Consider the following 23,056-nt stretch of genomic DNA (forward strand, 5'->3'; position numbering starts at 1 on the left):
CTATTTAACCCATAAAAGACATCCTATGAAACTACAACATTTTATTGCAATGATCTTAGTATTCGTGTTGGGCGCCGTTTCCTTGATAATGGGAACTTTGGTACTTCTCGGCATCCACGAAGCAGGCCATGTTGTCCTAAAGGGACTGTTGGTCTATAATATCGTGCTAGGTGCCCTGTCATTACTGGTAGCTTACCTTATTTGGAATCGATCTAGGTCGACCTCAAGTTCTGTACTCCTGCTATTGTTGTCCCATATCTCCGTCCTGATCTTCCTCGTATTGTTTACAAACCATGTGGCCAAAGAAAGCATTAGGGCCATGGAAATCCGGGCCATCATTTGGGCACTGGTATTCTTACTCATCCAATGGGGTTCGTTCAAAAAATCAAATCTACAGACCAGGGGTTGGAGAGGCATGGCAGTGCTGTTGGGTGCAACAACCATTATCCTCCATTCCTGCAAAAATAATCCGAACAGGCAAAGCTCAGATTCCCAAAGCAATCCAGATCAAATCCAGGTCGAGGAAGCCTCCCCAAATGTACCGATCGCCCATGATGCATGGATCAATGAAATCCAACTGGACCATGGATCCAAATGGCTGGCGAATGCGGAGACCACCCTGGGGGTATCCAAGATGCTCACTACCCTGAACGGCTTCAACGGCGGTTCCGTATCAGCGTACCAAGCATTGGGGGATGACCTCAACGACCTTAAAAATACCATTGTAAAGGAATGTACCATGACCGGCCCTTCCCATGACAATTTGCATGTCTGGCTCCATCCATTGATCGAAAAAATCGAAGCCCTGCAAAATACCGACAGTGAGACATCAGGGGTTCAAAGGGTACATGATATTGAACAGCATTTAAATGGCTACTATGAATTTTTTGAATAGCTGTCCAGATTTAGGAAACCAAAACAATAGCAACCCATACCCATGTCCATTCGTATAGATCATATCAGCAAATCCTACGGAAAGGTCAATGCTTTGGATGACATTTCCATTCAGGTCGACCAAGGGGAACTGTTTGGGCTGATCGGACCTGACGGTGCTGGTAAGACCACCCTTTTTCGGATACTGACCACCTTACTCCTGCCCGACCACGGGTCGGCATCCGTTGCAGGGTACGATATCATTGCCGATTTTAAGGCCATTAGAAAACAGGTCGGATACATGCCCGGGAGATTTTCACTATACCAGGACCTCACGGTCGAGGAAAACCTTCGTTTTTTCGCCACGATTTTTGGGACGACCATCGCAGAGAATTACGATTTGATCCGAGACATCTATGTTCAGATAGAACCTTTCAAAAGTCGAAGGGCGGGCAAATTGTCCGGTGGCATGAAGCAAAAATTGGCACTTTCCTGTGCTTTGATCCATAAACCCAAGGTGCTGTTCCTGGACGAACCCACAACGGGTGTTGACCCGGTTTCAAGAAAAGAATTCTGGGAAATGCTCAAAAGATTACAGGACAAGGGAATTACCATTCTCGTGTCGACCCCCTATATGGACGAGGCCGCCCTATGTGATCGGATCGCACTCATCCAAGATGGAAGGATCCTTGAAATCGACACCCCAAAAGCCATTGTGGAGCACTATCCCAAACCCATTTTCGACGTTGGGGCCCACAACACGTACCTATTGATCGAAAAATTGAACGCCTATGCCCATAAACACAGTGTATTTCCCTTTGGAGAATACATCCACTATACGGATCAACGGGATGGGTTCGATCCTTTGGAGCTCATGGCATACTTAAAAAATGAAGGGCTGCAGAACATCCATATCGAAAGGACCAAGGCAACGATTGAGGACACATTTATGGAATTGGCAAAACAATGAAGGAAGAAACAGTAATAAAAGTAGAGGGACTCACCAAGGTTTTTGGTGATTTCACCGCGGTGAACAAGATCAGTTTCCATGTCAGGAAAGGGGAAATCTTTGGTTTTTTGGGTGCCAATGGCGCCGGGAAGACCACTGCCATGAAAATGCTGATTGGCATTTCCGCTCCCAGTTCGGGTTCGGCCAATGTGGCGGGATTCGATGTATATACCCAAACAGAGGACATCAAGAAAAGTATCGGGTATATGAGTCAAAAATTTGCTCTTTACGATGATCTGACCGTCAAGGAAAACATTCGTTTTTTTGGGGGTATCTATGGGTTGTCCAAGAATAGGATCTCCCAAAAATCGAACCTGCTCATTGAGGAGTTGGGCCTGGAGAAAGTCGCCCATAGTCTGGTGGGATCCTTACCGTTGGGATGGAAACAGAAAATCGCATTTTCGGTTTCCCTATTGCACGACCCAAAAATTGTTTTCTTGGATGAACCCACAGGAGGGGTGGATCCCATTACCCGAAGGCAATTTTGGGAAATGATCTATAAGGCTGCCAACAATGGCACGACCATTTTTGTAACGACCCACTACATGGATGAGGCAGAATACTGCGATAGGGTATCCATTATGGTGGACGGCACTATCGAGGCCCTGGACACCCCAAAAAACCTAAAGACCCATTTTGGTTCGGATTCCATGAACGATGTGTTCTTAAAATTGGCAAGAAGTTAAACAGGTTACCATATGAAACGCTTTATCGGGTTTGTACAAAAAGAATTTTACCATATTTTCAGGGACAGAAGATCCCTGTTCATCCTATTCGGGATGCCCGTCGCACAGATCATGCTTTTTGGGTTTGCCATCACCAATGAGATCAACAATGTTGACATCGCGATTCTAGATCGGTCCCAGGATGCCTCTACCAAAGAGATTATCTCAAAAATATCGTCATCGGAGTATTTCAGTATCCTCCAACACATAAAGGAGGAGGCGGAGATTGAGGAAGTCTTTAAAAAAGGGAAGATAAAGGCTGTGCTCTATTTTGAAAAGGAATTCAGTAAGAAACTGGTCAAGGAACACTCTGCCAAGGTTCAAATTGTGACGGATGCGACCGACCCCAATATGGCCAACACCATCAGTAACTATATCAATTCCATCCTTTCCCATTACCAAGAGGAACAAAACCGGTCCATAACGTTGGACTATCAGATCGTTCCCCAATCCCGGATGGCCTTCAACGCGGAACTGAAAAGTGTCTATATGTTCGTACCGGGGGTCATGACCGTCATCCTCATGTTGGTATCGGCCATGATGACCTCGATCTCGATAACCCGGGAAAAGGAATTGGGCACTATGGAGATTTTATTGGTATCCCCTTTGAACCCCTTTCAGGTAATCATTGGAAAGGTGTTCCCCTACATCTTTCTCTCCATCATCAATGCTGCCGCCATTGTCATACTGAGCATTTTCGTCTTCCATGTCCCCGTCAATGGCAGTCTGTTCCTGTTGGGCCTGGAAAGTGTGCTGTTCATTGTCACCTCCTTGGCACTGGGGATATTGATCTCCACTATTTCGGCCACCCAGCAAACGGCCATGATGATCTCCTTGATGGGGCTGATGTTACCAGTGATCCTTTTATCGGGCTTTATATTTCCGATTTCCAGCATGCCCGTTCCCCTTCAGGTCATCAGCAATATCGTACCGGCAAAATGGTTCATCATCATTGTCAAGGGAATCATGCTCAAAGGTGTGGGCATCAGCATTGTTTGGAAAGAAACCTTGGTCCTCTTGGGGATGACCCTTCTTTTCATTGGACTTAGTGTAAGAAAATATAAAATAAGATTGGAATAGCATGCGGGTAATCCTATATATCATAAACAAAGAATTCAGGCAGATCTTTCGGAACAAGGGCATGTTGCCCATCATTTTCATACTGCCGCTACTGCAATTGGTCATTCTTTCCAATGCGGCCACCTATGAGATCAACAACATTTCCTTTGGATATGTTGACAATGACTACACCCATACCTCCCGCGCCCTGATAGATAAGTTTCGTGCATCCACCTTTTTTGATGTTTCCCAGGTATTCCCCCATCCAAAAGAAAGCGACCTGGCCATGTTACAAGGGGAGGTCGATGTGGTATTGACCATCCCCGAGCACTTTGAACGGGATTTGTGGAAGGACAAAAATATCGATCTTGGGGTGACCATCAATGCCATCGACGGAGCTGCCGCAGGGGTTGAAAATGTCTATATCACCCAGATAATCAAAACATTCAACAAGAATCTGTCGGTAGACATGGTCCAGCTGTCCAATAACACGGTACGACCCGTTCTCATCGAGGGCATCCCACTATTTTGGTACAACAAAACCTTGAACTATAAAACCTTTATGGTTCCCGGGATCCTAGTGCTGTTGGTGACCATGATTACCTTGTTCCTTTCGGGCATGAACATTGTCCGGGAAAAAGAAATAGGCACCTTGGAACAAATCAATGTCACCCCAATTAAAAAGCACCACTTTATCATTGGGAAGCTTTTTCCTTTTTGGGTCATCGGCATGGGGCTTTTGACCATTGGGTTGGTATTGGCCAAACTCATTTTTGCCACACCCATGCTGGGAAGTCTGGCCCTCATGTACTTTTACACCTCCATTTACATACTGGTGATTTTGGGTATGGGTCTGTTCATCTCCAATTTTACGGATACCCAACAGCAGGCAATGTTCATCGCTTGGTTTTTTGTGGTCATTTTCATCCTGATGAGCGGTCTTTTCACCCCTATCGAAAGTATGCCCAAATGGGCCCAGTTCCTGACCGAATTCAACCCTATCAAATACTTTGTTGAAATCATGCGCATGGTCATGCTCAAAGGCTCCGGTCTTACCGATATTTTGCCCCAGCTTCTCAAAACAACCCTCTATGCCGTGATCATGAATACCATGGCCGTATGGAGCTATAAAAAAATCAGTTGATGAACACACAAAACCATCCATTGCGACGATCGGAATCCAAATTTCTTCGAGGGCCTTTGTCACGGTTCAAGGAGCTTGCCTTTACCTTTCGGGTACAACGGAGCTTTATCAAGGCATTTCGGAAGATGCACTTTATGGGACCCTGTGTGACCGTTTTCGGGTCGGCCCGCTTTCAACCCGACAATCCCTATTATACCCAAGCAGAGCAAGTGGGTGCCGCCTTGGCCGGTCTAGGGTTTACGGTCATGACCGGTGGAGGTCCTGGCATCATGGAAGCCGCTAACAAAGGAGCCTTTGAAGCAGGGGGATATTCAGTGGGCTGCAATATTATTTTACCCTTTGAACAAAAGCCCAATCCCTATCTCCACAAGTGGATCGATATCCCCTATTTCTTTGTCCGGAAATTCCTGTTGATGAAGTACTCCTATGCCTTTGTGGTCATGCCCGGGGGCATTGGAACCCTGGATGAACTTTTTGAGGCGCTCACCTTGATCCAGACCAAAATGATCCAGGATTTCCCCGTGGTCATATTTGGATCGGAGTACCATAGCGAACTCTGCAACCATATCAAGCTGATGGCAGCCAACGAGAGTATTGGATCCGAGGATATGAAACTGCTCTTTGTAACGGACTCCATTGAAGAGATGCAAGAACATATCAAGACCCACGCAATCAAAAAGTTCAACCTTACCCGTAAACCCCAAAGACCAAAATGGTGGTTTGGGGAACAAAAGGTTCAGGGAATCTTCAAAAGCGTATCATCATGAAGCAAAAGAGCATTATCAGAACCATTACCTTGGGCGGATTGGGCTTGTTTACGGCCATTACCCTGTTCCTCAGCAGTTCCATTCTATTGGATCTTTTTGGGATCCGGGAACATCAGGGCAACTATGTTCCCCTGGTCATTTGGAGCAACTTCCTATGTGGCTGGCTCTATTGCCTATCTCTCCTTGGATTGTTTTCCCATAAAAAATGGTCCGTTGTTCCCTTAATGGTGGCATTGTTCATCCTAATGGGAGCATTTATGGGCCTATTGATCCATATTTTGGATGGGGGTCTGTATGAGGACAAGACCATCACCGCCCTGTTCCTGAGAATCATCCTGACCCTTTTCTTCGCCTTGGGCACCTATACTGTAACAAAACCCCGGTTATGAAAAATATACTTATCATCAGTTTCACATCATTTGTACTGTCCACATCCATAACCTTCGATCGAGTACACTCCAATATGAACCCTTCCCTGACCGTAAACGTGGAAGGTTTACGGAGCTCAAGGGGCGTGGTTCAATATGCACTGTACGATAGGGAGGGATCACTTCCCGATCAAAAGTTCAAAAAATACCATCAAATAAGGACGTCGTCCATATCCGATGGAAAGTCCTCCACAACCTTTACCGACCTTACACTGGGTACCTATGCCATCAGTGTGCTACATGATGAGGACAAGAACGGCAAGATTGAAATGGGATTGCTATTGCCCAAGGAGGGAATCGGCTTTTCCAATTTCAAAACGATTGGCCTGTCCAATCGTCCCAATTTCAGCAAGGCAAGCTTTGACCTGGTCAAGGACAGTACTATCGTGGTGAACATGATCTATAAATAAATGCGGCTTTTTCATCCCATAATGATCATTTTTTGTTGTTGTTTCCAGGCCCTGCAAGGACAGGACAAGGATTGGCCCAGTATGGAATTGGATAAGGTCGCTCTGGTCAACCAACGGGAAAGCTACATTACATTTCCCATGGACATTGGTAATTTGGAACCCTTGATGTTCGAGGCCAATGTCAGCCCCAGTTTTATCATACGGAAACGTATGGACTCCAAATTGATGGGGGTGCTGACCCCCCAGATCATCATCCGAATGTACAATGCCGTTTCCTACCCGGTAAAGACCCCAAGCTATATCCCACAAATTGCCGCATACTATTTGATGTCCAAAGGTACCACCGGCACTCGAATGGCCCTATTTGGAAAGTTGGCCCATCATTCCAATGGTCAAAATGGGGCCTTTTACAACACGGATGGTACCGTCAACTTGGAGTCGGGAAACTTTGCCACCAATTATTTTGAACTGGGACTGGTCCATACATCCTTTGACAAGGCCGTGAATGCGACAAAATTCCTCAAGACATCCTTGGAAATCCATCCAAAGAGCTGGATGCTGGAGGAACTACAGGGTCATTATAGCGGTTTGCGCTGGCACAATGCCTTTTACGCGTACAAGCTCCCGGTGAAAATGGGACACCGAGGTTCCATCAAGGCAGATTTCTCCTTGAAATTGGAAGCCACCTGGTTCATGGACCAAGTAAACGATTGGGACCTCCTCGCTATCAAAAGATTGCATACACGGTTGACCGTATACTACCATCCCAAATTTTTGGAGGACATTGGATTTTTTATGGAATACTACCACGGCACGGATTATTACAACATGTATTTCCAGCACCGTCTCGATGTCATCCGTTTTGGCATCATGACCGAGGTACTACGATTTTAAAGCAATAAGCATGGAGCAACAAACATTTCAGGTAAAGAAATATTCCGGGGAACTGGAGGATTTTTCAATCGCCAAATTGGAACACTCCCTTCAAAAATGTGGGGCTACACCGGAAGAAATAACTGCGGTTATTGCCCACATTGAGCCTTGGATCTATGATGGGATTTCGACCGATGAGATCCACAGAAGGGTTTTTTCCTTTTTAAAAAAAGCAAACCGCATCCGTGCATCCAAATACAGCTTGAAACGGGCCATCTTTGACCTAGGGCCCACGGGCTATCCCTTTGAACGAATGGTCAGCGCCCTTTTAAGGCAAAAAGGGTACAAAACCAAGGTAGGTGTTGTTCTCAAAGGTGCCTGTGTGAATCATGAGATAGATGTATTGGCAGAAAAAAAGGGCAATGTCTACGCCATTGAATGCAAGTTCCATTCCGACACCAAATTCTCAAGTAATGTCAAGATCCCGCTATACATCAATTCCAGGTTTTTGGATGTCCAAAAAAAATGGAACGCCGATCCGGAAAAAAGCACCCATTTAAAACAAGGTTGGCTGGTCACCAATACCCAGTTCACCGCCGATGCAATCAACTATGGAAACTGCATCGGGTTAACACTGTTAAGCTGGGACTATCCCAAGGACAACGGTATCCCAAAGCATGTGGACCGATTCGGACTCTATCCCATCACCGCACTGACCACACTGTCCAAGCACGAAAAGCGTCAGCTTCTAGATCGGGACGTCATCCTGACCTTGGAAATCGAACAACGACCCGAAGTGTTGCAACCACTACATCTTTCTTCCAGAAAAACCAGGGAGGTATTGTCCGAGGTGCATCAATTGTGTCTTTTGTGAACCAAGAATGAACGTTATGAAAAATACCGAATCAATATCAGAGAAAACCTTGCCAAGGGATCAATGGATGGAAAAATTGAAAAAGTATGATTCCCGCGGGGTGCAGACCCTTTTCAGAACACTGTCCCGGAATCATTATAATCTTCTGAAAATGGTCGACAACAAGGCCAGGATCATGCTTACGGTCAATTCCATCATCTCCTCCCTCCTATTGGGAGCCCTGGTCCTTGTTCCGGCAAATGGGGAATTCACCATTACCATCGGAACCCGGATTTTGGTCATTTGTAGTCTGTTCTCCATGATATTCGCCATATTCAGCATGTTGCCCCATCGGTACATCGGAAAGGAATTCAGGGCCAGCAATTATAAGGGTACCCTCTATGCGGACAATTTTGCCAACCAATCCCTCGTTGAGTTTAAGGAAGAATTGAACCGCATAATGGAAAGTGGACAGAACACCTATGATGAAATGGTGGTCGATCTTTACTTCTTGGGCAAGGCCATAGCAAAAAAACAACGTTTACTTTTGATATCATCCGGAATCCTTTTGATAGGCATAATAGCAACGATTGCATATTCATTGATCACGGGCACCGTTATTTTGAACTGACAAGTCTATCCAAAAAATTCTAGTCGTTTGAACCACAGGCAGATCTAATTTTCCTTCGATACATCAACTGTATGATCCAAGTTGTTTTTTAAATACGCCGTACATGCTTTAAAGTCGATAAATATGCGGTTCTCCGAGATCAATGAAGGAATCAACCGAACGCGTTCCATCATGTACCTGGGCTGTTCCAACAATCCAACAAACAACACTTCGATTCCTGAATTTTTGAGATCGATCAATATATCCTCCAAGGTGTAGAGTCCCGATTGGTCCAAATATTGCATACGGTCCATGCGGATAATGACCGTTGATGCAGAGCGTGGAATCTGTTTGGCCAATTGCTGGAACTCACTGGTAAATCCAAAAAACAGAGGTCCTTTCAAATGTTTGATAAATACCTTTCTTTTTAGGCTTTCCGGAAACGCAGCTTCATCCGCCCAACCCTTCTCTTGCTCCAGGGTCTTCACATCGGAGCGTTCCGCGGTCAAGTCTCCCATTTTTTTCATGAACATCAATGATGCGAATACCAAGCCAACGCCAACTGCGTACACCAAGTTCCAAACAGTGGACAACACCATAACCACGAGCATGATGATCACTTCTGAACTAACCTTAAAGGGACCAATTTTCGTGTCCCTTGGTAGAAACGGAATGGCCTTGAGCCCCTTATAATCTATCACCCCAATTCCGACCGTTACCAAGATGCCTGCCAACACTGCCGCTGGAATTTTGGATGCCACTGGACCCAATGCCAACAACACCGTCAACAAGAATACTCCGGCTACCATTCCAGATAATTTGGTTTTACCTCCTGCATTGATGTTCACCACAGTCCGAATGGTGGCCCCTGCTCCAGGCAACCCACCAAAAAATGCCGCAATACTGTTTCCTATTCCCTGCCCGATCAATTCTCTGTTCGGCCTGTGCTGGGTCTTGGTCATATTGTCCGCGACCACCGAGGTCAACAAAGAGTCAATAGCTCCCAATAAAGCAAGTGTAAATGCCGTAAATACGTACGGTGTTATGGAATCCAGCCTAAATTGTGTGAACATATCAAAATGAATTATGGGAAAGCCTCCAGGTATCTGTTCGATGGGTCTATAGTCCAGTCCAAGACCATAAGCTACACCTGAAACGACCAATAAAGCTACAAGTGCACTGGGAAGGGACGTCGTTATTTTTTTAAACCCATAAATAATAACAATCGTGCCAAAGGCCAAGGCAAATTCGAGCCAATTGATATGTTGTAATGCCCTTGGAAGCATATTGATGGCACCCATCACACCAGAAGTATCCTTTCCTGCCAGTGCCTTTGCCTCTTTCAAAATATTTTCCTCTGAAACTTCTTCAGATCGGTCGATGGTTTCTTGGAAATCCTCGAGGACAAGCATACTTTCCCTAGATTCCTCTTTAAGGATTTTTCTCAAAATTGATTCTTGGGCCATGGGCCTATACTGATCCACAAGTGCCATGTCCTCTTTGGGATAATACCCCACCAAAGGCAAAATCTGGGTTACAAGGATAATAATCCCTATGGCGGTCATAAAACCGGAAACAACAGGATAGGGAATATATCTGATATACTTTCCGATGCCTACAAGTCCCAATCCTATTTGGACAAGTCCTGCCATCAAAAAGACCATAAGTATTGCTGGCAAAGCTTTCTCAAAATCACCATCATTGAATGCCAGAATGCTTGTTACCACGACCATGCTGACGGCTGTCATAGGGGCCGTTGGACCAGAAATCTGCGTATTGGTCCCTCCAAAAAGTGCCGCAAAAAAACTGATGAAGATGGCTCCATAGAGTCCTGCACTGGGACCCATCCCAGAACTGACACCGAACGCCAACGCCAAAGGGAGGGCTACAATTCCTGCTGTGAGCCCTCCAAATATATCTCCTCGTAAATTGGAAAAAAAATTCTTCATGTTGTTTGTATGGTTTTTTAAATCCAAATCCGGTACTTTTTACGCCCAGATAACTACAACCAGACATTATTGAATTTTTGTACTAACGTGCTACCGATCCTTGGGTAGGGGTCGCCAAGTAATGGCCAAGGTACTTTCAGAATGGACCATTGGCATTGGTGGCAATGGTCGTTCCCTCCCTGTTTCACCAACAAAGGGTGAAAACCGTATTCTTCATTAAATTTTAATTCTTACGTATTGATCATCCAAGTTACCTTTGATACCTTTCCAAAATTTTTGAAAGCAATATCGTCTTGATCTTGGTATAGGTCTTGATATGGTCCATATAACTATCCCTATTTTTCTCATGGGTGTTCAGATAATAGGCGTCACATTCCGTGGTATCACACTCAATGGCATTTATCATTGTCCTTTCATATCGATACAGGGTGCCCAAGCGAAGTTGGTTATCCCGCTGGATGGCCAAAAGGCTTTGGTTTACCGCAGGGTTTCCCAATAGGCGTTTTTCCAATGGAATCAAATATTGCAGTTCATTATTCATCAACTCCATGGTTTCGGTCCAATTGGAAATCTCCAACTTGTCCTTTTTAACTATGATCTGGCTTATGGACTCGTGAAAATAGGGTCTGTTCACCTGCTTCATAATACCATGTTTAGGTTTATGGGTTCATTCTCCTGTTCCACATTTTCAATGCTCAATTTTTGGTTTCCGGAAGGAAACTCCCAAACTAGGGAATCCCCTTTGGCATACCCCATGACCGCTGCTCCCATGGGGGTCAGGATTGAAATATGGTTGTTTTTCACATCACTCCGACTAGGAAGTACCAATTTGAATTTTTTGTGCCATCCATTTTCGGAAATTATGGTCACCACGGCATTGAACCGGATGACATCATCCGGCATTTCCGCTTCATCCAATATCCGTGCTGTTTCCATTTCACCCACGAGCTTTTTTACCGAGCTCCTAAGGGTATTGTCCTTATAGTATCCTGATAGGTTCATCAACCGCTTCAAAAGGACATATTCTTTTTTTTCAATTACCAAACTACCGTATTTCATTATTTTTCGTTTTATGTTTTAGCCTCCATCACATTCAAATGGAACCCTAAATGGATTATTGGATTATGGAAAAATACCCCTTTGGACATACGTTTCCTCAAGTCGCTCAATGGCAATGATAAAGGCGGCTGTGCGCATATCCACTTTTTTGGATTTCGCCTTATGGACTACTTTGCCAAAGGATTCTCTCATCTTTTTTTCCAATTTTTCCAATACTTCATCCAAATGCCATATTTCTCCGTTGCGATTTTGCAACCATTCAAAATAACTTCCGATTACACCTCCGGAATTACAGAGGATATCAGGAATGATATCGACTCCCCTTTTCAAAAGGATTTCCTCGGCCTTTACATCGGTTGGTCCATTGGCTCCTTCAGCGATCAAACGGGCCTTTATCTTCGGGGCATTTTCAACAGTGATCTGGTTTCCCAATGCTGCCGGGATACAGATATCACAGTCCAGACCAAAAAAATCGGCACTGTCCATAGTATTTGCACCACTAAAGCCAAGGACACTTCCCTTATTGGCCTGTACATATTCCAATAATTTTTCAGTGGAGATGCCATCCTCGTTATATATGCTTCCATAGGCATCCTGTACCGCTGTGAGTATTGCCCCCTCCTTTTCCAGAAAGTGTGCGGCCCAATAGCCCACATTGCCAAAACCCTGTACAATGAACCTTTTGTTTTTCAAATCGACCTTTTTGTTTTCTGCCCAAAATTTAATGGTCAGGAACACCCCGTAACCGGTCGCCCTGTCCCTGCCTTCGGAGCCTCCTGCCCCTATGGGTTTTCCAGTGACCACATGTAGGTTCTTTGAACGTTCATTGGGAGATTTGGTGGACATATACGTGTCCAAGATCCAAGCCATGGTCTGGGCGTTGGTATTCACGTCCGGAGCCGGAATATCCAATTCTGGGCCTATATTGTCCCCAAGGGCATAGGTGAACCGTCTGGTGATCCGTTGCAATTCGTCCTGTGAATACTTTGTCGGATCCAATTGGATACCCCCTTTGGCCCCCCCGTAGGGCAATCCTGCCAATGAGGTCTTCCAGGTCATCCACATGGCCAGTGCCCGCGCAGCATCAATGTCCACTGTAGGATGGTAACGAAGTCCTCCCTTATAGGGGCCCAGGGCATTGTTGTGCTGAACCCGATACCCCGTGAATATTTCCACTTCACCGTTATCCATGCGGACCGGGAAATGGACAATGAACTCGTTGTTCGTCACTTCAAGGATCTTACGGATGTTCTTGTTCAGTTCAATAATGTCCGCTGCATTGTTGAACTGTCTCATGACATTGTCCAACATACCTTGTTTCAGTTGTTTTTTTTCCGATGTTATCGTTGTTGTCATTGTATAAAATTTTGGTTGCACTAGGTGTGCTTAATTACTCATCATTTCATTTGTGACCATTATGGCCGGTCCGTCGCTTTCATCAAGTCGATGGACGTATTCATTACATAATTGGATATTGGTCCTATCCGTACTTAAGGAACAATAGGCCACATGCCTGCACGTTGAGCATAGGCTCCGTACTAATTCTTTCATGGATTCTTTAAATTTTATTAATTGAGATTAGGGTATTAATTCCAATGCACGGGGTTTAGCACCTTTACCGGATAGAACGCCAGTACCAAAATCGATATTCCGATGATGACCAGAAATACCACTTCTAAATTGGACAACATCCTATTGACCCCCAAGGTTTTTTCTGATAGCTGGGTCAGCATGTCACTTTGTTCCAATTGGATTTCCTCAAGGCCATCCAAGGTTTGTCTTATTTGTGCCAATTGTGGCAATACTTTTGCTTCGGCCAACGGTTTCCCTTCTTTTGATGCATTGGTTGTCCCACTGGGTTCCAAATCGGAAAATTGACGGTCCAATCGCTCCAACAGCCTGGCCTCGTCCCGTGTCAACTTGGTTCTGGAAAAATCAGCCAACAAAGCTTTGATTTTTTCAGACCTCTCATTACCCTGCACATACTCACCTTTCAAGAGTGCCACTTCCATCTCATGTGCCATATCCTGTAATTGATAGATATAATCCTGCACCACTATGCGATCATCATAAATGGATTTGACCGATGCTTGTATTGTGGAAAAATATTTCCGGTCCAACAGGTTGGAGCCCAGTACCAACAAAAAAGCGGTGGCCAGGACCAGACCGACCAATATTCGTTGTTTTATTGAAAATTTAGTTTTCATGTTTTAATCATTTAGGTATTACATCAAAGAATTATCCTCTGGATCGAAAATCCACCCGGCCACTACCTTGTTGAGCAAATAACAATTTTGGAAAACCGGGTGGACATCATCAACTAACCACCAATCATAAATCAACTATAAGGTTTGGAGCTCTCCGGACTCCATTGCCCCAAAAAAGTCGACGGCCACTATGCTATGACTGCCAAAGAACCTGTTACCATCAACTCGTTTGATCTTGATCTTTGTGGATCCATCCTTTTTTTCTTTGACGGAAGTCACCACCACTTTTTCCCCTTCCACACGTTTGTAGTTTGCGATACCCCCTCTTTTGATGATAAAGTTCGCCTTGGGGAAGTCAATATACTTGTACTTGTTCGTTTCAGGTTTCCCGATTTCGAATACATCCCCGACTTTGACTTTTGTGTTCGTTTGGGATGCATTGGCCTGTGCATGCAACAGGTTTATAGAAAACAAAAGGACAATTACATATTTAATCATAACCATAATATTTAGAATCAATAAATCACTTACTGTTCGGGTACCATCTTTTGCATGTCACCATCTGAAATGGAGAGTTTGACCTTTTGCCTACCCTGCTTTACTTTTTCGATCGTAAAAGATATTTTACTACCGGGAAGGCCATAGGTAATTCGGTCACCTTTGGAGAAACCGATCAATGATGCGCCCAAACTACTGGTCACAGAAATTTGGTTTGTCGTCGCATCTTCTTCGCCAGGAGGTACAAGCCGGAAGGAATCCTGATGGTCCGAGGAACCAACAAGGGTAACCTCGGAATACAGTCGAACAATGTCAGAGGGCATCTGGCCCTCATCCAACACCACAGCATTGTTCAAATTCAGGTCCAAGATCTCCAATACACCTGTATGGATATAATCTTCCCATATACAATTCTGTTTCATGAACTTTCTGGTCATCAGAAAATCATTCTTCTCCAAAATGAGACTGCCATACTTCATAAGGTTCTCTTATTTTCACAAATCCGTCAACCGGTATTGTCCAGATTTGGCACGTTTGGAAATCCAAAGGGCAAAGTCCGTACCCAATGTTCAAAAAAAAGGAGACGTTATTGTAATCAACTGATTATCAATACACAATTGAATATTAAAAATTTTGGAGTGAAAATGGAAACGGGGTATATTTCCCCAGTCGGCTATTTTATAACCGGTTCAATCCAGCTTATCACGCAAGGTTTTGCGATCTATCTGCAGTATTTCGGCGGCCTTGGTCTTATTTCCCTTTGTGTGCAAGAGAACCTTTTTGATATATTCCTTCTCCATTTCCCTAAGGGGCACAAGACCTTTTTGGGGGAAATCAATCCGGTACTTCAAGAACTCGGGTATATCTTCGATCCCTATGGGGCCATCCGACATGATCACCACGCGCTGGATTATATTTTCAAGTTCCCTGATGTTCCCTGGCCAGTGGTATCGTTCCAAAATCCCTAAGGCCTCAGGGCTAATTCTTGGCAGACGGTCTTTATATTCAACACCATATTTTCGGAGAAACTTTTCCACCAGCAAAGGAATATCGGATTTTCTATCCCGAAGTGGCGGCACATTGATTTCCACAACCGTAAGTCGATAATATAGGTCTTCCCTAAAGTTCTTGTTCTTGATCTCCTCCAAAAGATCCACATTGGTGGCCGCAACAATGCGGATTTCCACTTTTTCCAGTTTTCGGGACCCCACCCTGGTGATTTCCTTTTCTTGAAGTGCACGCAACAGCTTGGTCTGTACCGCCAAACCAGCTGCTCCTATTTCATCCAAAAAAAGGGTTCCTCCTTCAGCGGCCTGAAAGAATCCACTGCGGTTCTCATTGGCTCCTGTAAAGGCACCTTTTACATATCCGAAGAGTTCTGCCTCTTGGAGGTTTTCGGGGATGGCACCACAGTTTACTGCAATGAAAGGTCCTTTGGAAAACTTACCGGAATAATGGATGGCCCTTGCCACCAGTTCCTTTCCTGTTCCACTTTCCCCCGTGATCAGTACAGTGGCCCTATTGTCCCTCACGCGATCTATGATATTGAGGATTTTCTGAAAGGCGTCCGAACTGCCGACCATTCCTTCAAAACGGTTATCACTTATGTCAGGTATTGATTGTTTCTTTATGGACAAAGGTTGTTTCTCCTTGCTGTACAAGGCCTTTTCAACGGATTGTTTGAGTTCCTCTTTGGTAAAGGGCTTGGTCAAATAATCAATTGCGCCCGATTTGATGACTTCCAAGGCCCCGTCCACCGAAGGATAGCCCGTGACCACCAATTTGGGCATTAGGGGATAATGTTCGTTTGCATATTTCAATAACTGTAGGCCATCCACTTCGGGCATTTGAATATCGGTGATCAAAAGATCAATAACACTATCCTTTAAAATATACAGTGCTTCCTTTACCGAGATGGCCTTATAGACATGGTAATCGAGTCCTTTCAACTGTCTGGAAAGAAGTTCCAGGATGTGAATGTCGTCATCGACAACTAAGATGTTCTCTTTGTGCAGTGCCATACCTAAATTTTGGGAAACTCTAGGGTAAAGATAGTGCCTTTGGGGGTATTGGGCCGGTGTGAGATCGTTCCTTTGTAACTACGCACAATACCGTGCACTACACTTAGACCCAGTCCTGTACCCTCACCTGTTGGTTTTGATGTATAAAAGGGTTCGAAAATTTTATCCGCATGTTCTGTTTCTATGCCCTGTCCTTCATCCGCAATTCGGATAATGGTCCTGTCTTTTGATTTGTCAAGTTCAATATGTATAGCCCCCTTCGGCGGGGAGTAATAGGCTGCGTTCATGATAAGGTTGAACAGTACTTGGGTCAGTTGAACGGTATTGGCCCGCATTTGGATATGTTCCCGGCCAAAAGATTTGACAATGTTCAGCTGTTTGGCCTTAAGGGATGGTGCCAACAAGCGTAAAACATTTTCCACAACTGCGTTCAGTTCAATCTGTTCCATCTCTTGGGGCATTTCACAAGTAAAGAACATGAGCTTTTTAACGATCTCTCGACTGAAAATAGCATTATCGATAATTTTCTGGAGATCTCTCCTTGTGGCTTCATCTCCAGTATTTTCCACGAGCAGTTCGGCAAAACCTAAAATATTGGCCAAAGGGGTATTGAGTTCATGTGCAATTCCCGCGGTGATCTCTCCCATGATGTGGAACCGATCGGCTCGTTCCATTTGTCTTTTGGTTTCCTCTTCCGAATCACGGATGTGTTTGCGTTCCATCAAATTACCGATGGCCAAACAGACATTTTTGAGCAAGGTCCTTTCCTCATCCAAAAAATCTGTTACGCTAAATTCGGCAGAAGGATAGCCCACTGTTATTCGCCCCTCTACTTTGTTGAATATCTTGACATCGGAAGAATGGGAGACCATATCGTTTCCATAATTTTTGGTCTGTACCTGGTAATCCCCGATCGTTATCTGGACCGCTGCTGCCTCAGCAAACTGCCAACCCCGTTTTAAACAATGGGCAATGGCTTCAAGGGAGGTCTCGAGTTCATCATAATTTGAATTCACAATAATGGAGGTAACCTCATAAAGACAGGTCAGTTCCTTGACACGTTCCTTTAATTTTTGTTCTGTATTTGTCATAAAGCCATATATCATTTTTACAATTTAAAAAAACAATTTCCCAATCCTAATGATGGCATACTGGGCGTGGGTAAGGTTCATAAAAACGATCTGTCCCTTTATTGACAAAAATACAACATGGTCGATCATGAAAGCCCACGCCATATATTTAAAACAATTGTCCTGTCCCCTACCCAAACATCTTTTTAACCCATTTACAAAACGAAAATAGATAAAAAAGACATTTTTATCCTCTTTATGACAATTATCATGTCCCGCCTTTTTGGTCAACCCTACATTTGTTCCTATGAAACCTTATATAATTCTTTTTGTGGCTCTCATCATGTTGGTCAAACCCCTTTGGCCGGTCATCGAATATGTGGCCAATTATGATTATATAACAAAGGTGCTCTGCGAGAACAAGGACAGGCCCCAATTGCACTGCAACGGCAAATGCTATCTGGCCAAACAATTGGAGAAACAGCAAAAAGACCAGGACAAGAACCCCTTTGGGGAACAACGATCAAAAATGGAGATCCAACCCCTGGTTTTCTTTCAGTCCTTGTTGGTTTTTGATCTCGATACCCTTTTTCAGGTGTATCCAGACAAGAATTCCTTCCGATATCAAGGAATCCATTCCCAACTGTTCATTTCCGACATTTCCCATCCCCCAGAAGTGGTCTGAACAACTTCCCTGTACACATCCCGACGCTTTAAAATACTTGTTGGGACAGTACCCCAATCCCTTTTGAATTGATTCAAAACATTTTTCAATGAAAACCACATATCCATATGGGGCATGGTCGGGCTATTTGGGCCATTTGATTTTGGTCCTCTGTCTGGGGGTCATACCATTGTCCCCACAAAAGGCCCAAGCCCAAGAACCGATCTTGGCCCCTATCATAGACTCTATTCTCCCTATTGACTTAAAGGAAGTCATCGTCATTTCTTCCTTCAACAGGGGGATTGAACACAAATCCCAACCAAAGCCCCTATCCACATTGGACCAATATTTGGAATCCTCCAAAAAGGTTTCCATGGTCAAACGAGGGGCCTATGCCTGGGACCCCATGCTCAATGACATGACCTCCGAACGGCTGTCCATCACAATAGATGGCATGCGGATCTTTGGGGCCTGTACCGACAAAATGGATCCCATTACCTCCTATGTGGATGTGTCCAACCTTTCCGATATCCATGTGGAAAGCGGCCAACAAGGGGCACGGCACGGCAATGTGATCGGGGGCGCCCTGGACATGCGTTTGGAAAAGAGCAATTTTAGGCCCTTGGGATGGACAGGTGCAGTGGAAACTGGCTATGAGAGCAACAATACTGCCCAAATTGTGGGCGGTGAGCTCAACTTTTCGAATGAACATTTCTATGTGGATACGGACCTGATTTACCGCAAAGCGGAAAACTATACGGCCGGCGGAGGTGAAGAAGTTGCTTTTTCCCAATTTGAAAAATACAACCTCTCCACAAATGCGGGATATAAAGTTTCGGAAAACCAAAAACTGTTGGCCAGTTTCATCTTTGATGAAGCCCGGGACGTAGGGTATCCCGCACTGCCTATGGATGTGTCCCTGGCACGTGCCTTTATCGGCTCCCTGAGCTGGGTACAGGACAGTTTCATCGGTGACCTGGAGAATTGGGAGACCAAACTCTATGCGAACACCATTACGCATATCATGGACGACAGTCAACGGCCCGATGTACCCATTCGGATGGACATGCCCGGTTGGAGCGACACCTATGGGTTTTACACCCAGACCGAGCTGATCTTGGATGACCATCATCTTATAGGTAAACTCGACGGCTATTACAACCGTTCCCTGGCGGAGATGACCATGTATCCCAATGATCCCAACGAGCAGGACATGTTCATGTTGACCTGGCCCGACGTGCGGACCTTGAACTCAGGCATCTATTTGGAGGACAAAATTTCGCTTAAAGAAAGTTCAGTGAAGCTATCGACACGCTTGGCACTCCAAACCTTCAACGTGGCCGATGATTTCGGCTTGAACAGCCTTCGGATCTTCAATCCTGATATGGCCCAACGGCAGACCCGGGTACTAAAGAGTGTTTCCACGCACTACCACAGACAGTTCAAGGCACTTCACCTCAGTGGTGGGCTTGCGTATGGGGACCGTGCACCATCGGTTTCGGAAGGTTTTGGATTTTACCTGTTCAACAGTTTTGACAACCATGACTATATCGGAAATCCTGACCTTAAGAATGAAAAGGCCCTAGAGGCCAATTTTAAAATGGCGTGGCCCATAAAAAATCTGGACATCGCCGTGGAAGGCAATTATTTCCATACTTGGGATTACATCATCGGCGAGGTCCATCCCGAACTGGACGTTATGACCATTGGTGCCGATGGGGTCAAGGTATATACCAATCTGGAATATGCCAACCTTTACAATGTGTCTTTGGACATGGTATACCAACTCACATCGGAACTGGATTGGAGCGGATTGGTCTCCTATCACAGGGGTACGGATCAAAATGGCCGTAACCTACCCTTTATCAGTCCATTGGCCTATCGTTCCCGACTTACCTATGGACAAGGAAATTTTTCCGGCACCCTGACCCTTTCCGGGGCCTTGGACCAAAGCGATTTCAATCCGGATTTTGGTGAGGACCACACACCGGCATATGCCCTATTGTCATTATCATTGGGCAAAACCTTTTCCATAGGAGGTGAAGCCCTGTATGGCAAAGTGGGTATCGAAAACATTTTTGACCGGTATTATTCCACCTATTCCGACTGGAACAACATCCCCCGCATGGGAAGGAACTTTTTCATGACCTTATCCTATGCCATCAATTGATCATAAAACTTTTTTATAAATCCCATTTAAAACCCTAACAATGAAAAATATAAAATCCATTTTCGCCCTTCTTGCCCTTTCCTTGGGAATCGCATCCTGTTCCAATGGTACGGATGACCCACTTCCCGTAGCGGACAATCCCCTTGAGGAATTCAACTTGACAGGCAGTTTCGAGGCCAATGGCCATGCCCTGGAAATCTATTCCGAACAGGAAGGGTTTACCATGGGGTACAATGAACTGTTCATCCGTATCAAGGATCTATCGACAGAGGACTATGTATCCGATGCCACAATACATTGGAACCCGGTCATGCACATGACCGATAAAGCGCACTCCTGCCCAAGATCGGAAATCTCAACAACGGGAGAGGATACCGTCTATAAGGGCTTTATCGTCTTTCAAATGGCCAGTAATGATGATGAGTATTGGGAACTGAACCTGGAATACAGTTTTGGGGGCACTACCTATACCACTACCGAACAGATTACCGTCAATGCCCCTTCCAACGGAAAAAGGACGGTGAATGTGTTCACCGGAACGGACGATGTAAAATATGTACTGGCCATGATGCCCCTGACACCCGAGGTCACCGTGAACGATCTATCCGCGGTCCTCTTTAAAATGGAGACCATGATGAACTTTCCCGCAGTTGTGGATTACACGGTAGCCATAGATCCCAGAATGCCCAGTATGGGCAACCATAGTTCCCCGAACAATGAAGATCTGCTCTTTGATGCCGATACTGGAATCTATTCCGGAAAACTGTCTTTGACCATGACCGGCTATTGGAAGATCAACCTAAAACTTCTCAATGACCAAGGGGATATACTCAAAGGTGAGGACGTTACCGAAGAAAATGAAGGAAGCAGTTTATTTTTTGAAATTGAATTTTAAAGCTGTTGTTTGCGCTTTTATTCGTTTGTTTGAAAGGTCATCCCATTGTGGATGGCCTTTTTGATGACTGGTACGGCTTAAATTAAAGGAACTCCTTTGGATCAGCTTTAGAAATTTTGGCTCAGACAGGAAAAAACTCCTCAACATCCCTTTTGCCTTCGATCAAATCCAAAATGGTTGTGTTTTCCAATACTTTGATGAATTTTGATTTGTTGGCACCTACCAATTTATGGAGCACGCAGGGCTGGTCGGTATCGCAATCCTTGACGCCCAGAACACATGATTTCACCCTTTTTTCCCCATCGATTACCTTCACGATATCCATCAGGGAACGCTTTCTATCTTCTTTACTTAAAAAAAAACCTCCCCTGGGGCCCCTAGTGGACGAAATAACACCATGACGGGAAAGTTCTTGCAACAATTTGGCGAGATAGGCTTCGGGCACATGGACTACCCCATGCATATCCCGGACCATGACCTTATGGTCCTCATCGGAGTTCAATGCTAAATAGAGAACTCCCTTAATGGCATATTTTGAAGAATTGGATAGCATGATGGCAATATGCTAACAAAGATTAAAAGACATTTTTATCCTTTTTATGATTATTATCATGTTTTAGATATATAACCCTATATACATTTGAATCAAAATTTTAACCATTTATCACATGAAGACAACAATAAAAGGTATGGTCTTGTTCTTTGCACTCATCTTGTTGGGCTGCGGCGGCAAGAAAGAGGAAAAAAAAGAGGAAGGTTTCAGCGTACAACGGAAAAAGGCAGCAACGGAACAGCCTGTTGAGACCAATACGACCAATGAGGTGAAGGCTTCCGAACGAGTGGATATGTCCACGAAGGGTGTCGGCCCCATAAAATCCGTGACCTTGGCCCCGGAAATCGATCAGGCCTTGGCCGCCAATGGTAAGGAGGTCTACGAACAAATGTGTCTGGCGTGCCACAGGATCGGCAAAAAATTCATTGGTCCACCACCCAATGGAGTATTGGAGCGAAGGAGTCCCGAGTGGGTGATGAACATGATCCTGAACCCTCAGGAAATGGTACAGCAAGACCCTTTGGCCAAAGACCTGCTCCAAGAGTTCAACGGATCGCCCATGTCCAACCAAGGGTTGACCGAAGACCAGGCCCGTGCCATCCTTGAATATTTCAGGACATTAAAATAATACATATGAAATCAACCATTAAACTCAGTACCCTGGGGCTGATCTTGCTGCTTACGCTCAATGGCGGTTGCAAGGATAGGGCCCAAAACGAAACAACCGCTGCCGAATCGAATACATCCGATGCGGTCATTGAGAGCAACAAGGGGCAGGCCTTTATCGAGGATGATGCTTCCACACCCAATGTACTCCAGATTGCCATCGGGTCACCCGACCATAGTACTTTGGTGGCTGCAGTGCAAGCAGCGGAATTGGAGAACGCCCTGGTCAATGCAGGCCCCCTTATGGTGTTCGCCCCCACCAATGCCGCCTTCGATGCATTACCCGCAGGTACCGTTGAAGATCTTTTAAAACCGGAGAACAAGGAAGCCCTGGCCAATATACTCAAGTACCATGTAACCCCGGGCAATTATTCCAAGGACTTTTTGAAAAAATTCAAGAAGTTGGGGCAGGCCAACAATCAAGATGTTCCAGTAGAAGTCAAGGGTGATGATGTCTTTATCGGAGGTGCCAAGATTATTGCCAGTGTACCAGCGGGCAATGGAATCGTCCATATCGTGGACAAGGTCATCCTACCCCCTGCCCAGTAAAAAT

The 23,056-nt window shown here is 45.0% G+C and carries 26 protein-coding genes; 16 read left to right on the forward strand and 10 right to left on the reverse strand.

What is annotated here, in order from left to right; all coding sequences use genetic code 11:
- Positions 1-25 precede the first annotated feature (25 nt).
- The 11 genes from D2U88_RS07400 to D2U88_RS07450 are packed head-to-tail and all read left to right on the forward strand — an operon-like array spanning position 26 to position 8,772.
- Positions 26-895: a hypothetical protein gene (locus D2U88_RS07400; RefSeq protein ID WP_119639750.1), complete on the forward strand. Its 870-nt coding sequence runs from the start codon at positions 26-28 to the stop codon at positions 893-895.
- A 42-nt stretch (positions 896-937) separates the two neighbouring features.
- Positions 938-1,843: an ABC transporter ATP-binding protein gene (locus D2U88_RS07405; protein WP_119639751.1), complete on the forward strand. Its 906-nt coding sequence runs from the start codon at positions 938-940 to the stop codon at positions 1,841-1,843.
- Entirely contained in the window at positions 1,840-2,568 is a 729-nt protein-coding gene (locus D2U88_RS07410) for an ABC transporter ATP-binding protein (protein WP_119639752.1), read from the forward strand. Before D2U88_RS07405 ends, D2U88_RS07410 begins: the two co-directional genes overlap by 4 nt.
- 12 nt (positions 2,569-2,580) lie before the next feature.
- Positions 2,581-3,687, forward strand: coding sequence for an ABC transporter permease (locus tag D2U88_RS07415; RefSeq protein WP_119639753.1), 1,107 nt, complete (start codon positions 2,581-2,583; stop codon positions 3,685-3,687).
- Position 3,688: 1 nt separating this feature from the next.
- Positions 3,689-4,810: an ABC transporter permease gene (locus tag D2U88_RS07420; protein WP_119639754.1), complete on the forward strand. Its 1,122-nt coding sequence runs from the start codon at positions 3,689-3,691 to the stop codon at positions 4,808-4,810.
- Positions 4,810-5,577 (forward strand): LOG family protein, encoded by a 768-nt coding sequence (locus D2U88_RS07425; protein ID WP_119639755.1) that lies wholly within the window; start codon positions 4,810-4,812, stop codon positions 5,575-5,577. The genes D2U88_RS07420 and D2U88_RS07425 overlap by 1 nt, the downstream gene beginning before the upstream one ends.
- On the forward strand, positions 5,574-5,966 hold the full coding sequence (locus D2U88_RS07430; RefSeq protein WP_119639756.1) for a hypothetical protein: 393 nt from the start codon (positions 5,574-5,576) through the stop codon (positions 5,964-5,966). Before D2U88_RS07425 ends, D2U88_RS07430 begins: the two co-directional genes overlap by 4 nt.
- Entirely contained in the window at positions 5,963-6,415 is a 453-nt protein-coding gene (locus tag D2U88_RS07435; protein ID WP_235855748.1) for a DUF2141 domain-containing protein, read from the forward strand. Before D2U88_RS07430 ends, D2U88_RS07435 begins: the two co-directional genes overlap by 4 nt.
- 21 nt (positions 6,416-6,436) lie before the next feature.
- Entirely contained in the window at positions 6,437-7,309 is an 873-nt protein-coding gene (locus D2U88_RS07440; RefSeq protein WP_235855749.1) for a hypothetical protein, read from the forward strand.
- Positions 7,310-7,319: 10 nt separating this feature from the next.
- Positions 7,320-8,162 (forward strand): restriction endonuclease, encoded by an 843-nt coding sequence (locus D2U88_RS07445; RefSeq protein ID WP_119639758.1) that lies wholly within the window; start codon positions 7,320-7,322, stop codon positions 8,160-8,162.
- Between the two features lie 16 nt (positions 8,163-8,178).
- A complete protein-coding gene (locus D2U88_RS07450; RefSeq protein ID WP_108423171.1) occupies positions 8,179-8,772 on the forward strand; it encodes a Pycsar system effector family protein in 594 nt (197 codons plus the stop codon).
- 44 nt (positions 8,773-8,816) lie between these two features.
- Here the strand turns inward: D2U88_RS07450 and D2U88_RS07455 are convergent, their stop codons facing one another.
- The 9 genes from D2U88_RS07455 to D2U88_RS07495 form a co-directional block, all read right to left on the reverse strand.
- A complete protein-coding gene (locus tag D2U88_RS07455) occupies positions 8,817-10,700 on the reverse strand; it encodes a SulP family inorganic anion transporter (RefSeq protein WP_119639759.1) in 1,884 nt (627 codons plus the stop codon).
- 250 nt (positions 10,701-10,950) lie between these two features.
- Positions 10,951-11,343, reverse strand: coding sequence for a hypothetical protein (locus tag D2U88_RS07460; protein WP_119639760.1), 393 nt, complete (start codon positions 11,341-11,343; stop codon positions 10,951-10,953).
- The gene (locus D2U88_RS07465; RefSeq protein ID WP_108423174.1) at positions 11,340-11,759 is read right to left on the reverse strand and encodes a GreA/GreB family elongation factor; all 420 of its coding nucleotides are present in this window, start codon (positions 11,757-11,759) and stop codon (positions 11,340-11,342) included. Before D2U88_RS07465 ends, D2U88_RS07460 begins: the two co-directional genes overlap by 4 nt.
- Before the next feature lie 63 nt (positions 11,760-11,822).
- Positions 11,823-13,115 carry a Glu/Leu/Phe/Val family dehydrogenase gene (locus tag D2U88_RS07470; RefSeq protein WP_108423175.1) on the reverse strand — a complete coding sequence of 431 codons (1,293 nt, stop codon included), beginning with the start codon at positions 13,113-13,115 and terminating at the stop codon, positions 11,823-11,825.
- 230 nt (positions 13,116-13,345) lie between these two features.
- Positions 13,346-13,966 (reverse strand): MCP four helix bundle domain-containing protein, encoded by a 621-nt coding sequence (locus D2U88_RS07475; protein WP_072880128.1) that lies wholly within the window; start codon positions 13,964-13,966, stop codon positions 13,346-13,348.
- Between the two features lie 135 nt (positions 13,967-14,101).
- Entirely contained in the window at positions 14,102-14,464 is a 363-nt protein-coding gene (locus D2U88_RS07480; protein WP_108423177.1) for a hypothetical protein, read from the reverse strand.
- 29 nt (positions 14,465-14,493) lie between these two features.
- Positions 14,494-14,943, reverse strand: coding sequence for a GreA/GreB family elongation factor (locus D2U88_RS07485; protein ID WP_072880132.1), 450 nt, complete (start codon positions 14,941-14,943; stop codon positions 14,494-14,496).
- Between the two features lie 210 nt (positions 14,944-15,153).
- On the reverse strand, positions 15,154-16,485 hold the full coding sequence (locus D2U88_RS07490) for a sigma-54-dependent transcriptional regulator (RefSeq protein WP_119639761.1): 1,332 nt from the start codon (positions 16,483-16,485) through the stop codon (positions 15,154-15,156).
- Between the two features lie 2 nt (positions 16,486-16,487).
- Entirely contained in the window at positions 16,488-17,576 is a 1,089-nt protein-coding gene (locus tag D2U88_RS07495) for a sensor histidine kinase (protein ID WP_072880477.1), read from the reverse strand.
- A 286-nt stretch (positions 17,577-17,862) separates the two neighbouring features.
- Between D2U88_RS07495 and D2U88_RS07505 the strand changes: the two genes are divergently transcribed.
- The 3 genes from D2U88_RS07505 (at position 17,863) to D2U88_RS07515 (ending at position 21,284) form a co-directional block, all read left to right on the forward strand.
- Positions 17,863-18,240, forward strand: a complete 378-nt coding sequence (locus D2U88_RS07505; protein ID WP_119639762.1) for a hypothetical protein — start codon at positions 17,863-17,865, stop codon at positions 18,238-18,240.
- A gap of 88 nt (positions 18,241-18,328) precedes the next feature.
- Positions 18,329-20,389, forward strand: a complete 2,061-nt coding sequence (locus D2U88_RS07510; protein ID WP_119639763.1) for a TonB-dependent receptor — start codon at positions 18,329-18,331, stop codon at positions 20,387-20,389.
- A 40-nt stretch (positions 20,390-20,429) separates the two neighbouring features.
- A complete protein-coding gene (locus tag D2U88_RS07515; protein ID WP_119639764.1) occupies positions 20,430-21,284 on the forward strand; it encodes a hypothetical protein in 855 nt (284 codons plus the stop codon).
- Between the two features lie 121 nt (positions 21,285-21,405).
- Here D2U88_RS07515 and D2U88_RS07520 read toward each other — a convergent pair whose 3' ends face one another.
- Positions 21,406-21,837: an RrF2 family transcriptional regulator gene (locus D2U88_RS07520; protein WP_072880141.1), complete on the reverse strand. Its 432-nt coding sequence runs from the start codon at positions 21,835-21,837 to the stop codon at positions 21,406-21,408.
- A 115-nt stretch (positions 21,838-21,952) separates the two neighbouring features.
- Between D2U88_RS07520 and D2U88_RS07525 the strand changes: the two genes are divergently transcribed.
- Both D2U88_RS07525 and D2U88_RS07530 read left to right on the forward strand, forming a co-directional pair.
- On the forward strand, positions 21,953-22,465 hold the full coding sequence (locus tag D2U88_RS07525) for a c-type cytochrome (protein ID WP_072880143.1): 513 nt from the start codon (positions 21,953-21,955) through the stop codon (positions 22,463-22,465).
- A 5-nt stretch (positions 22,466-22,470) separates the two neighbouring features.
- Positions 22,471-23,052: a fasciclin domain-containing protein gene (locus D2U88_RS07530; protein ID WP_072880145.1), complete on the forward strand. Its 582-nt coding sequence runs from the start codon at positions 22,471-22,473 to the stop codon at positions 23,050-23,052.
- Positions 23,053-23,056: the final 4 nt, after the last annotated feature.

Source organism: Flagellimonas aequoris (genome assembly GCF_003584165.1).
Lineage (GTDB): Bacteria > Bacteroidota > Bacteroidia > Flavobacteriales > Flavobacteriaceae > Flagellimonas > Flagellimonas aequoris.

Coding starts and splice junctions, on each gene's coding strand:
- D2U88_RS07400 (WP_119639750.1), top strand. CDS start 26: ATGAAACTACAACATTTTATTGCAATGATCTTAGTATTCGTGTTGGGC.
- D2U88_RS07405 (WP_119639751.1), top strand. CDS start 938: ATGTCCATTCGTATAGATCATATCAGCAAATCCTACGGAAAGGTCAAT.
- D2U88_RS07410 (WP_119639752.1), top strand. CDS start 1,840: ATGAAGGAAGAAACAGTAATAAAAGTAGAGGGACTCACCAAGGTTTTT.
- D2U88_RS07415 (WP_119639753.1), top strand. CDS start 2,581: ATGAAACGCTTTATCGGGTTTGTACAAAAAGAATTTTACCATATTTTC.
- D2U88_RS07420 (WP_119639754.1), top strand. CDS start 3,689: ATGCGGGTAATCCTATATATCATAAACAAAGAATTCAGGCAGATCTTT.
- D2U88_RS07425 (WP_119639755.1), top strand. CDS start 4,810: ATGAACACACAAAACCATCCATTGCGACGATCGGAATCCAAATTTCTT.
- D2U88_RS07430 (WP_119639756.1), top strand. CDS start 5,574: ATGAAGCAAAAGAGCATTATCAGAACCATTACCTTGGGCGGATTGGGC.
- D2U88_RS07435 (WP_235855748.1), top strand. CDS start 5,963: ATGAAAAATATACTTATCATCAGTTTCACATCATTTGTACTGTCCACA.
- D2U88_RS07440 (WP_235855749.1), top strand. CDS start 6,437: ATGATCATTTTTTGTTGTTGTTTCCAGGCCCTGCAAGGACAGGACAAG.
- D2U88_RS07445 (WP_119639758.1), top strand. CDS start 7,320: ATGGAGCAACAAACATTTCAGGTAAAGAAATATTCCGGGGAACTGGAG.
- D2U88_RS07450 (WP_108423171.1), top strand. CDS start 8,179: ATGAAAAATACCGAATCAATATCAGAGAAAACCTTGCCAAGGGATCAA.
- D2U88_RS07455 (WP_119639759.1), bottom strand. CDS start 10,700: ATGAAGAATTTTTTTTCCAATTTACGAGGAGATATATTTGGAGGGCTC.
- D2U88_RS07460 (WP_119639760.1), bottom strand. CDS start 11,343: ATGAAGCAGGTGAACAGACCCTATTTTCACGAGTCCATAAGCCAGATC.
- D2U88_RS07465 (WP_108423174.1), bottom strand. CDS start 11,759: ATGAAATACGGTAGTTTGGTAATTGAAAAAAAAGAATATGTCCTTTTG.
- D2U88_RS07470 (WP_108423175.1), bottom strand. CDS start 13,115: ATGACAACAACGATAACATCGGAAAAAAAACAACTGAAACAAGGTATG.
- D2U88_RS07475 (WP_072880128.1), bottom strand. CDS start 13,966: ATGAAAACTAAATTTTCAATAAAACAACGAATATTGGTCGGTCTGGTC.
- D2U88_RS07480 (WP_108423177.1), bottom strand. CDS start 14,464: ATGATTAAATATGTAATTGTCCTTTTGTTTTCTATAAACCTGTTGCAT.
- D2U88_RS07485 (WP_072880132.1), bottom strand. CDS start 14,943: ATGAAGTATGGCAGTCTCATTTTGGAGAAGAATGATTTTCTGATGACC.
- D2U88_RS07490 (WP_119639761.1), bottom strand. CDS start 16,485: ATGGCACTGCACAAAGAGAACATCTTAGTTGTCGATGACGACATTCAC.
- D2U88_RS07495 (WP_072880477.1), bottom strand. CDS start 17,576: ATGACAAATACAGAACAAAAATTAAAGGAACGTGTCAAGGAACTGACC.
- D2U88_RS07505 (WP_119639762.1), top strand. CDS start 17,863: ATGAAACCTTATATAATTCTTTTTGTGGCTCTCATCATGTTGGTCAAA.
- D2U88_RS07510 (WP_119639763.1), top strand. CDS start 18,329: ATGAAAACCACATATCCATATGGGGCATGGTCGGGCTATTTGGGCCAT.
- D2U88_RS07515 (WP_119639764.1), top strand. CDS start 20,430: ATGAAAAATATAAAATCCATTTTCGCCCTTCTTGCCCTTTCCTTGGGA.
- D2U88_RS07520 (WP_072880141.1), bottom strand. CDS start 21,837: ATGCTATCCAATTCTTCAAAATATGCCATTAAGGGAGTTCTCTATTTA.
- D2U88_RS07525 (WP_072880143.1), top strand. CDS start 21,953: ATGAAGACAACAATAAAAGGTATGGTCTTGTTCTTTGCACTCATCTTG.
- D2U88_RS07530 (WP_072880145.1), top strand. CDS start 22,471: ATGAAATCAACCATTAAACTCAGTACCCTGGGGCTGATCTTGCTGCTT.